The sequence below is a fragment of the Arthrobacter melezitosi genome (assembly GCF_054511055.1).
Map to the genome: position 1 here is coordinate 207,099 of NZ_JBTNDJ010000006.1, position 7,633 is coordinate 214,731.

Annotated in this window: 6 protein-coding genes; 4 read left to right on the plus strand and 2 right to left on the minus strand. The window is 71.3% G+C overall.

Features of this window, described 5'->3' with window-relative positions:
- Positions 1–5: 5 nt before the first annotated feature.
- The gene (locus ACX80W_RS09455) at positions 6–539 is read right to left on the minus strand and encodes a methylated-DNA--[protein]-cysteine S-methyltransferase (protein WP_459282593.1); all 534 of its coding nucleotides are present in this window, start codon (positions 537–539) and stop codon (positions 6–8) included.
- On the minus strand, positions 536–2,149 hold the full coding sequence (locus tag ACX80W_RS09460; protein ID WP_459282595.1) for a DNA-3-methyladenine glycosylase 2 family protein: 1,614 nt from the start codon (positions 2,147–2,149) through the stop codon (positions 536–538). Before ACX80W_RS09460 ends, ACX80W_RS09455 begins: the two co-directional genes overlap by 4 nt.
- A gap of 146 nt (positions 2,150–2,295) precedes the next feature.
- Here ACX80W_RS09460 and ACX80W_RS09465 point away from each other — a divergent pair, with 146 nt between their 5' ends.
- From ACX80W_RS09465 to tyrS, 4 genes are read left to right on the plus strand one after another with little or no spacing between them, the layout of a single operon-like run.
- Positions 2,296–2,946: a DNA-3-methyladenine glycosylase gene (locus tag ACX80W_RS09465; protein WP_459282631.1), complete on the plus strand. Its 651-nt coding sequence runs from the start codon at positions 2,296–2,298 to the stop codon at positions 2,944–2,946.
- The gene (locus tag ACX80W_RS09470) at positions 2,943–3,497 is read left to right on the plus strand and encodes an adenine phosphoribosyltransferase (RefSeq protein ID WP_459282597.1); all 555 of its coding nucleotides are present in this window, start codon (positions 2,943–2,945) and stop codon (positions 3,495–3,497) included. The genes ACX80W_RS09465 and ACX80W_RS09470 overlap by 4 nt, the downstream gene beginning before the upstream one ends.
- Positions 3,498–3,557: 60 nt before the next feature.
- Entirely contained in the window at positions 3,558–5,810 is a 2,253-nt protein-coding gene (locus tag ACX80W_RS09475) for a HelD family protein (protein ID WP_459282599.1), read from the plus strand.
- Between the two features lie 13 nt (positions 5,811–5,823).
- A complete protein-coding gene (tyrS, locus tag ACX80W_RS09480) occupies positions 5,824–7,152 on the plus strand; it encodes a tyrosine--tRNA ligase (protein ID WP_459282601.1) in 1,329 nt (442 codons plus the stop codon).
- Positions 7,153–7,633 lie beyond the last annotated feature (481 nt).

Below are 7,633 nucleotides of genomic sequence, written 5' to 3' on the forward strand. Positions count from 1 at the left end.
CCGCGTCAGCCGAGCGCGAGCTGCCCCTGCGCCCGGTCCGCCGAAGCCTCCCGGTCGAGGAGCCGGCGCTTGACCTCAAGACCCCAGCGGAACCCGCCCAGGCTGCCGTCGGTGCGGATCACCCGGTGGCAGGGAACGAAGAGGGCCGCGGCGTTGCGCGCGCAGGCCGCCGCGGCCGCCCGCACGGCGGTCGCCTTGCCGGTCAGGGCCGCGTACTGGGCGTAGGTGACGGGCTCGCCCGGCGGCACCTCCCGCAGCACCTCCCAGGCGCGGGTCCGGAACGGCCCGGAGAGCTGGTGGACGGGAACCTCGAGAATGGCCGCGAGGTCGCCGTCGTAGTAGGCCTCGACCGCGCTGGTGATGTGCCGGAGTTCGGCGGGGGCGGCGCTCATCGAGACCGGCTTGAGGGTGAGGTGGATCTGCCCGGTGAGGTCCGCCGTGTCGGCGGTCCAGCCCGAGGCGAGTACGACCCCATCGTGCTCGATGATCGTGAAGGGTCCGTCCGGGGTGGGGATGGTCGTGGTCATGGAGGTTGTCATTGAGTGTCCTTTGGTTCCTTGGCGGGGGCCGGAGGTTCGGGGGAGGGGTGGCCGGCTGCTGAGGGGCGGCCGGTGCCCGCCCGCGCCGGGGGTCCGGCGGCCACGCGCCACAGGTGCATGGTCGCATACGAACGCCAGGGGCTGACGGCCGCCATTCCCCCGGCAAGGGCGGCCGCCGCGTGCGCCCGGTCCGCGGCAGCCCCGCCGGCAGGCCTCCCGGTCCCGGTGAGGGCCGCCCACCCGTTCCGGACCGCGGCGTCGTTGCCCAGATGAATGTCGGTTGCTCCAAGCACGCGCATGGCCACGTAGTTCACCGTCCAGGGGCCGATCCCCGGCTGGGGCAGCAGCCGCTCCGTCAGTGACTGAAGGTCGTCCTCGACGCCGAGTCCGATGCTGCCGTCGGCCAGGCCCGCGGCGGTCCGGCGCACCGATTCGATCCGCCGGGCCGGGCCGCGCAGCACGCTTCCTGCCACCTCCGCGATCTGGGCCGGGTCGGGGAAGAGCCGCTCGAAGCCGGGCTGGGACAGGGCCGACGGCGCGCCCGCCCCGGCGAGGGCGGCGAGCGCGCCCGTCGCGGCGCGCACCGTGATCTGCTGGCCGATGATGGCCCGGATCAGCAGTTCCGCCGGGTCCACCGCGCCGGGGAGCCGTATTCCGGGAACCGCTGCCGCCAGCGGTGCGAACAGCGGGCTGCCGGAGAGGACGCCGTCGACGGCCGCGGGATCGGCGTCGAGGTCGAAGAGCCTGCGGATGCGGGCCAGCAGCACGGGCAGGTCGCTGAGCGTTTCAAGGCGCAGCTCCACCCGCAGGCCGCCGGGAGTGCCCGTCGGTACGGGAAACGCCCGGAACCAGCCCTGCCCGCCGGGAAGCCGCACCAGCCGCGCATAGCTTTCCCCGCTTCCCTGCTCCACCCCGGGCACCGCGCGGGCGGCCAGGAAGCCGAAGATGCCGTTGTCGTAGGGGGCGCGCACCGGCAGTGTCAGGACCAGGGAGGGGAAGGCGGCGGCCGCACCGCCTGATTGCCGGGAAGCGGAACCGGCCGCCGGCCGGCGGCGTGAGTCAGCGCCGCGCAGCTGGGACGGCGTGAGGTCGAAGACCTCCTGCACCGTGTCGTTGAACTGGCGGATGCTGCTGAAGCCGGCGGCGAACGCGACCTCCGAAAGCTTCATCGACGTCGCCGTCAGAAGCGTCCGCGCCGTCTGCGCCCGGGTGGCCCGGGCCAGGGCCAGCGGACCGGCGCCGAGTTCCCCGCGCAGGATCCGGTTCAGCTGCCGGGTCGAATACCCCAGCTTGCCGGCGAGGCCGCCGACGCCCGAGCGGTCGACCTCGCCGTCGGCGATCAGCCGCATCGAGCGTGCCGCCACGTCCGAGCGGAGGTTCCACTCGGGGGTGCCGGGCACGGCCTCGGGCAGGCAGCGTTTGCAGGCGCGGTACCCCGCTTGGTGAGCCGCGGCGGAGGTGCGGTAGAAGCGGACGTTCGCGGGCTTCGGGGTCTTCGCGGGGCACGAGGGCCGGCAGTAGATACCGGTGCTCGACACCGCCGTGACGAACTGGCCGTCGAAACGGACGTCACGGGCGTCGATCGCGCGGTACTGCTGCCAGAAGTCCATTGCTTCATCCTTTCAGCTTTCCGGACGCCGACCTAGCGGGTTTCGGACATCGCCGTCGGTGCCGCGGGTTGGAGCGCGGACGGGCCGGCTTGCTACCGTGAACCGTTGTGGTCCACCTGCCTGCCCCCGATGCGCCTGCTGCCGAAGTGCCTGCTGCCGCGCCCGTTTCCCACCCGGCGCGCAGCCGCCTTGCCGTGAGCCCGCTTGAGGCGGCCCCGCTGCTGCTCGGCGCGTTCCTCACCCATACCGGCGAGGAGGGGCCGGTGACAATCCGCATCACCGAGGTCGAGGCATACCTCGGGACGGAGGACCCGGGGTCGCACGCGTTCCGGGGCAGGACCGCGCGGAACGGTGCCCTGCACGGACCGGCGGGCACCCTCTACGTGTACTTCACCTACGGCATGCACTACTGCGCCAACGTCGTGTGCGGCGAGGACGGCCGCGCGGGGGGCCTGCTGCTGCGCGCCGGGGAGGTCGTCGAGGGAATCGCCACGGCCTGCGCCCGCCGCGGGCAGCCCCGGACCGACCTCGACCTCGCCCGGGGGCCCGCCCGCCTGGCGCAGGCGCTCGGCCTCGACCGCCGGTTCGACGGCGCCGACGTCTTCGCCGCGCCGCTCCGCCTCGAGCTGCCCGGGACGCCCGTACCGGCAGGAGGGTACGCCACCGGTCCGCGGGTCGGGCTGAGCGGCCCCGGCGGGACCGCGGAGTACCCCTGGCGCTTCTGGCTGCCGGACGAGCCCACCGTCTCGAAGTACCGGCCCGCGAAACCCCGGAGTGCCCGTAAGGTGATGGGGTGAAGATCAGCCCAGCGGGCCCCCCGGAACCCGGCTCCGCCCGCGACCTCGTCGAAAAACTCTGCGCCCCGGTGCCGGACTTTCCCCTGCCCGGGATCGTCTTCCGCGACCTCACCCCGGTCTTCGCCGATGCCTCGGCGTTCCGCACCGTCATCGACGCCCTCATCGAGCCGTTCCGGGGCGCCTTCGATGTGGTGGCCGGCATCGAGGCGCGCGGGTTCCTGCTCGCGGCCGCCGTCGGCTACGCCGCCGGAACCGGGGTGGTCACCGTCCGTAAGGCCGGCAAGCTGCCGCGCAGCGTCTACTCCGAGCAGTACGACCTCGAGTACGGCCAGGCGACCCTGGAGATCCACCGGGACGATATCGCCCCGGGCGCCCGTGTCCTGGTGCTCGACGACGTGCTCGCCACCGGGGGGACCCTCGCGGCGGCCGCCCGCCTGTTCGAGCGCGGCGGCGCGCAGGTGATCGGGTGCGGCGTCGTGCTCGAACTGGCGGCCCTGGCCGGGCGCGACCTGCTGCCGGGGCACCGGGTGCATGCGCTCTCGACCATGTAGGGTTCTGCGCACGATAGTCAGATAGAATTGACGGTCTGCCTTTCCGGGAGGGAACCCATCATGCATGAAACGTCCCAGGCCAAGAGCGAACTCGAGCACGAGCGCGGGTACGTGAACGGCCTGTACCGGCGGCTTGACCAGCTGCGGGAGGAGAAGGCCCGGCAGCTCGCGGAGGTGCGCCGCAGCGTCGCCGCGGGTTCCCACCAGAACCGCTCCGAACGCGACGCCTTCGCCACCATGTACGAGGACCGCCTCGCCCAGCTGAACGCCGTGGACGACCGGCTCGTCTTCGGCCGCCTCGACCTCGATGACGGGGAGGAGCGGTACATCGGCCGGATCGGGCTCTCCACGGAGGACCTCCAGCAGCTGATGATCGACTGGCGGGCGCCCGAGGCGGGAACCTTCTACCAGGCGACGGCCTTCGAGCGGATGGGCGTCCGCCGCCGCCGGCACCTGATCCTCTCCCGGCGCGACGTGGTTGCCATCGAGGACGATGTCCTCGACGCCGGACTGCTGAGCGACGACGAGTCGCTGCAGGGCGAGGGCGCGCTGCTGGCCGCCCTCAACTCCCGCCGGACCGGCCAGATGTCCGACATCGTGGGCACGATCCAGGCCGAGCAGGACCGCATCATCCGGGCCCCGCTCTCCGGGGTCACCGTCGTCCAGGGCGGGCCGGGCACCGGCAAGACCGCCGTGGCGCTGCACCGTGCCGCCTACCTGCTCTACACCCACCGCGACCGCCTCAAGTCCGCCGGGGTGCTCCTCGTCGGCCCCACCGACGCGTTCATGAAGTACATCGAGAGGGTGCTGCCCTCGCTCGGCGAGACGGGCGTGGTGATGGCGGGCATCGGCACCCTGATGCCCGGCATCAGCACGGTCCCCGAGCACAATGAGGGGGCCGCGGCGCTCAAGGGCCGGCTCGAGATGGCGCAGATCGTTCGGAACGCCGTCGCCAACCGCCAGCGCATCCCGGCCGAGCCCCGGCGGCTCAATGTCGAAGGCACACTGCTGACCCTCACCCCGCGCCAGGTGGCACGGGCACGGGACCGGGCGCGCGCCACCGGGAAGCCGCACAACGAAGCCAGGGTCACGTTCGTGAAGATCCTGCTGCGCGAGCTGACCGAGCAGCTGACCGAGCAGCTCGAGGCGTCCTCCGGCCCCGGGAACAACGCGGACCGCTCCTACCTCGCCGAAGACGTGCGCAGTTCCCGGGACGTACGGATCGCGCTGAACCTCGCCTGGATGCCGCTCACCCCGGAGAAGCTCATCACCGAACTGCTGAGCAAGCCGGCCCACCTCGCAGCGGCCGCGCCGCACTGGAGCGAGGCGGACCGTGCGCTGCTGCTGCGGCCGGCCGACGCCCCCTGGACCGAGGCCGACGTCCCGCTCCTCGATGAGGCCGCCGAACTGCTGGGCGAACTCGACGCCTCCGCCGGCAGGGACACCGCCGCCCGCGAGGCGGAGAGCCGGCGGGACCTCGCCAACGCCGAGCGCACCCTGGAGAACGTCAACGCGTCCCTGGCGGACTCCGGCGTCGACGGCGTCGTCACCGCCGAGGCCCTGGCCCAGCACAATGCCGTGTCGGCCGTCCGGCTCAGCGCCGCCGAGCGCGCGGCCGGGGACCGGACCTGGGCGTTCGGGCATATCGTCGTCGACGAGGCCCAGGAGCTCTCGCCGATGCAGTGGCGGCTGCTGATGCGGCGCTGCCCGGTGAAGTCCTTCACCGTGGTGGGGGACATCGCCCAGACCAGTTCCGCCGCCGGCTCACGCTCCTGGGGCCAGGCGCTCGAACCCTTCGTGGGCGACCGCTGGCAGCTCGAGGAGCTGACCGTGAACTACCGGACCCCGGCGCAGATCGCGGAGGCCGCCGTCCGGATGGCCACCGCCGCCGGCCTGGTGATCTCCGCGCCCAAGGCCGTCCGCGAGGGCCGGTACGCGCCCGTCATCGACCGGGTCTCCGACCTGATCCCCGCCCTGCTGAAGGCCGTGCCGGAGGAACTCGGGATTGTCGACGGCGGTCTGCTCGCCGTCATCGCCCCCGAGGACCAGCTCGAGGCCGTGCGGCGCGCGCTCACGGCCGAATACGGCGACCGCGTCGGCTCCGGAGCCGGTGGCCCCACCCAGGACATCGTGCTGCTGACCCCGCGCGGCTCAAAGGGCCTCGAGTTCGACGGCGTGACCATCCTGGAGCCGCAGCTCATGCTCGATTCGGCCACCGCCCGGGTGGGGGACCTGTACGTGGCCATGACGCGCCCCACCCAGCGGCTGCGGCTGATTACGACCGGCACGATCCCGGAGGGCATCGAGGGCTGATAATTTGGATGCTGTGCCGCAGACGACAGAATCCTCAGACCGGGGCCTGACAGCCCAGCAGAACGACCCCTCATTCCCCAACGTGTGGCAGGAGCTGCGCTGGCGCGGACTCGTCCACGTTTCGACGGACGAGGTCGAACTCGAGAAGCTCCTGGCCGGCGAACCGGCCACCTACTACTGTGGCTTCGATCCGACGGCGCCGAGCCTGCACCTGGGCAACCTCGTGCAGCTGCTGGTGATGCGCAGGCTCCAGCTTGCCGGGCACCGGCCGCTGGCCCTGGTCGGCGGTTCGACAGGGCTGGTGGGGGACCCGCGGCCCACGGCCGAGCGCACCATGAACACCAAGGAGACGGTGGCCGAATGGGTCGGCTACCTCCAGGGCCAGGTGCAGCGCTTCCTCAGCTTCGACGGCCCGAACGGGGCGCGCATGGTCAACAACCTCGACTGGACCGCGCCGATGAGCGCCATCGACTTCCTGCGCGAGGTCGGCAAGCACTTCCGGGTCGGCACCATGATCAAGAAGGACATCGTCGCCACCCGCCTCAACTCCGACGAGGGCATCAGCTACGCCGAATTCAGCTACCAGGTGCTTCAGGGCATGGACTTCCTCGAACTGTTCCGCAGCTACGGCTGCGTGCTGCAGACCGGCGGTTCGGACCAGTGGGGCAACCTGACCAGCGGCACGGAGCTGATCCGCAAGGCCGAGGGAAAGGCCGTCCATGCCATCGGCACGCCGCTGATCACCAACTCCGATGGAACGAAGTTCGGCAAGAGCGAGGGCAACGCCATCTGGCTCGATGCCGCCATGACCAGCCCCTACGCGATGTTCCAGTTCTGGCTGAACACGGCCGATACCGACGTCATCGACCGGCTCAAGGTGTTCACCTTCCGGACGCGCGCTGAGATCGAGGCGCTCGAGCAGGCTACCGCCGAGCGGCCGCACCTGCGCGAGGCCCAGCGCACCCTCGCCTACGACGTCACCTCACTGATCCACGGGGTCGACGCCACCGAGAAGGTGATCGCCGCCTCCGCGGCCCTGTTCGGCCAGGGCGATCTCGGCGGGCTGGACGAGCCCACCCTGAAGGCGGCCACCGCGGAACTGCCGGCCGTGACCCTTCCGGCCTGGAACCCCACCGTCGTTGAGCTGCTCACCGCCAGTGGCCTCTCCGCCAGCAACTCGGCCGCCCGGCGGACCGTGGGCGAGGGGGGAGCCTACGTGAACAACATCAAGGTCACCGACCCCGACGCGGCCATCGGCCCCGAGGCGCTCCTGCACGGCCGCTACGCGCTCGTGCGCAGGGGCAAGCGCACCCTCGCCATGGTGGAGGTCGGGCCGGCCTGAATCCCGACCTGACCGGGCGGGCGGTCGGAGCCGGTTGCCGGGCGCGGGGATCCCCGGGGTTTTGGGGGGTGGGGTGGGGATTTGTGTTTGGTGGTGGGGCGTCGTATAGTTGTTGAGTTGCCCCGGTGAGGGCGGCGAAACCCACACTACTTTCTGAGGCTGTTTCCGGCGTGTGCTGTGCACGTGTGCCGGGGTGGTCTTGGTTTGGTGTCTGTTGTTGCGGGTTGGTTTGTCTGTCGGTGGTGCCGGTGTGTCCGGTGCCGGGGCGGGGGAGCGGATTTGCGGGGATGGGTTGGTGCGGGTAAGCTTGTAAAGTTGCTCCGGAGCGATGATGGCCTGGTTTTGCGGGTTGTTTGGTGCCGGTAGTGCCTGTTGTTTGAGAACTCAATAGTGTGCCAAGTTTGTTGATACCGATTGTTTGTTGATTGGTTGAATTGGCTGGTCTGCCGCACCCCGTGTGGTGGGCTGGTTTTTTTGGCTG